Origin of the sequence: Thiohalophilus sp. (assembly GCF_031581315.1) — a bacterium.
Classification (GTDB): domain Bacteria; phylum Pseudomonadota; class Gammaproteobacteria; order UBA6429; family Thiohalophilaceae; genus Thiohalophilus.
Genome location: NZ_JAVLAZ010000168.1, coordinates 1 through 2,313, shown reverse-complemented (window position 1 = coordinate 2,313; position 2,313 = coordinate 1). Strand labels below are relative to the sequence as shown.

General features: G+C 57.6%; 4 protein-coding genes and 1 pseudogene. All 5 read right to left on the bottom strand.

Annotated features, from left to right (window positions below):
• The coding region (locus RI563_RS13225; protein ID WP_310694849.1) for an acyl carrier protein at nt 1-244 on the bottom strand (244 nt) is incomplete at its 3' end.
• Nucleotides 245-330: 86 nt separating this feature from the next.
• Nucleotides 331-1,602, bottom strand: coding sequence for an MFS transporter (locus RI563_RS13220; RefSeq protein WP_310694848.1), 1,272 nt, complete (start codon nt 1,600-1,602; stop codon nt 331-333).
• 82 nt (nt 1,603-1,684) lie between these two features.
• Nucleotides 1,685-1,798, bottom strand: a pseudogene (locus tag RI563_RS13215) (bifunctional methylenetetrahydrofolate dehydrogenase/methenyltetrahydrofolate cyclohydrolase); the annotation flags it as partial.
• Between the two features lie 117 nt (nt 1,799-1,915).
• Entirely contained in the window at nt 1,916-2,086 is a 171-nt protein-coding gene (locus RI563_RS13210; RefSeq protein WP_310694847.1) for a hypothetical protein, read from the bottom strand.
• 52 nt (nt 2,087-2,138) lie between these two features.
• A complete protein-coding gene (locus tag RI563_RS13440) occupies nt 2,139-2,270 on the bottom strand; it encodes a lipocalin family protein (RefSeq protein WP_317622901.1) in 132 nt (43 codons plus the stop codon).
• Nucleotides 2,271-2,313 lie beyond the last annotated feature (43 nt).

Here is a 2,313-nt window from a genome sequence, read left to right as displayed (position 1 = left end):
CTAGGGGGCTGGACTTCTGCCAGGGTGCGTTCGGGCAGGTCAGGTGAAATGTCGATTCCACCCGCGAGATCAGCTCCACGCGGGAGAGGCTGTCGCGCCCTGGATCGGTTTCGAACTGACTGTCCAGGGTCAGGTATTCCGGTGCACGATGATGCGGATGGATCTGTATCATCAGCTCGGTGATCAGGTTCAGCAGTTTCGTTTCACTGAGCCCGTCGTGTTTATCCTCCCCGGGGTTTTTCATTCAAGGATGGCACCATAATAAATCCATCATGGCAGATGTTGTCCGGCGGGAGGGCGGCCGAATGATTTGACAATCAAAAAAGCATTTTAGCGCAGTTTCTCGCGCACTTCTTTGGCGGTCTGTTCGGCGTCCACTTTCATTAACAGCAGTGCGCCGAGAATGAAAAAGACGGCGGTGGAAGCGATCGCTGCGCGGGAATCTTCGGTCACCAGCGCGACCACCGCCAGCAGCATCGGGCCGAAAATGGCGGCGAACTTTCCCAGAAAGTTGTAGAAGCCAAAGAACTCTGCCGCATAGCCCTTGGGGATCATGCTCGCATAGTAGGAGCGGCTCAGTGACTGAATACCGCCCTGCACCAGCGCAATCATAACCGCCAGCATATAGAATTCGTGCACCTCGGTCATCATGACCGCAAATACAATAATTACCAGATAAAAGGCGATGGCGAAGAGCAGGGCGTTTTTGGTGCCCAAGAAGGCGGCCAGTTTGGCATAGGCGAGCGTGGCCGGGAAGCCGATGAACTGGACAATAAGCAACGCCAGAATCAGGTCGTTGGATTCGAAACCGATCGACATGCCGTAATCGACCGCCATGCGAATCACCGTATCCACTCCGTCGATATAGAGCCAGTAGGCGATCAGAAACAGCGAGAGTCCCTTGAAGCCGGCGATATTGCGGAAAGTCCTCGCCAAGCGACGGTAGCCGTCTTTGACTACGGTCAGCGCACTCTTGGCGATCACGTGACGGCGCTCCTCCTTGACGAAGAAGAGCAGCGGCAGCGAAAACAGTGCCCACCAGACGGCCACGGAAATGAACGAGGCCTGAACCGCCTGGGTGGCATCGGCTAGGCCGAAGCTATGCGGCGACTGCACCATCCAGACATTGACGGCGAACAAGATACCACCGCCCAGATAGCCAAAGGCAAAACCGAGTCCGGAGACCTTGTCGAAGGATTTCTCCTCCGAAACCGTCGGCAGCAGCGCATCGTAAAAGACATTGGCGCCCATAAAACCGATATTGCCGCCGACGTAGAGAAGCACGGCCAGCTCCCACGCGCCTTCGCTGACCAGGGCCAGACAGGCGGTCATTAGAATGCCAAGATAAGCAAAAAAGTATAAGAAGTATTTTTTGATGCCACCGGCATCGGCAATCGCGCCTAAAAGTGGGGCGAGGATCACGATGATCAGACTGGAGAGGGCGTTGGCAAACCCCAGCTGCGCGGTCGAGGTGGTCACTTCGGCGGAGGCGCTAAAATACTCCTTGAAAAAGATCGGGAAGAAGCCCGCCATTACGGTGGTGGCGTAAGCCGAGTTGGCCCAGTCGTATAGCGCCCAGGAGTAGATCGATTTTCTGTTCATGAGGCTAGTTTAGTGCAAACGAGAAAAAGTTGTGACGGGTGTTCTGGGATGAATCGAAAGGGTAAAGCGGGATGCGCCCTCTCGCTTTCTCCTTGGCCACGTCTAACGTCATGTCGCCGCACAGCGACCCTTCATCCAAACGGTTGATGCCCACATCGATGACAATTGCGCCTTCCTTGATCCAGTCGCCCTTGATACACCAACGCTATTGGACGCGCCGACGACCAAGGCGTTGAGGCCGCGCAGCGGAATGCCGCCACTCGACCCGGTGAGCAGCACGGCTTGGGCGGCCCAGCCGCCCTTCAGCAGGTGTCTAGACCAGCACATCGGCGAGCTCCCGGGTCGCGTCGCGGGCGGTGATCGACACCGCCAGGTCCTCGCCGTCGAGTCGGTTCACCAGGCCGGTGTCCTCGAGCACCTGCACCTTGCCGAAGGGGCCCACCGGGTTGTCATGGGCGATGACATCGTGCCCATGGGACACCATCAGCGTCGTGTCAGGGCTTGCGCATGGCGACGAGCTGCCGTCCTTTACAGGCTCAGTAGCCGGTCATCTCGAGATAGCCCTGTCCTCGAGGCGCGCCGCTGGCGTGGTCGGTTACCTCCACCTCGCCTTCCCAGTAGTTCACCGTGGTGGCCATCCAGCGATTGGCGTGGGGTGCCTCGACCATCAGATCGAGACAAATTGCCAAAAGTTCGTCGATCCATCCCTTC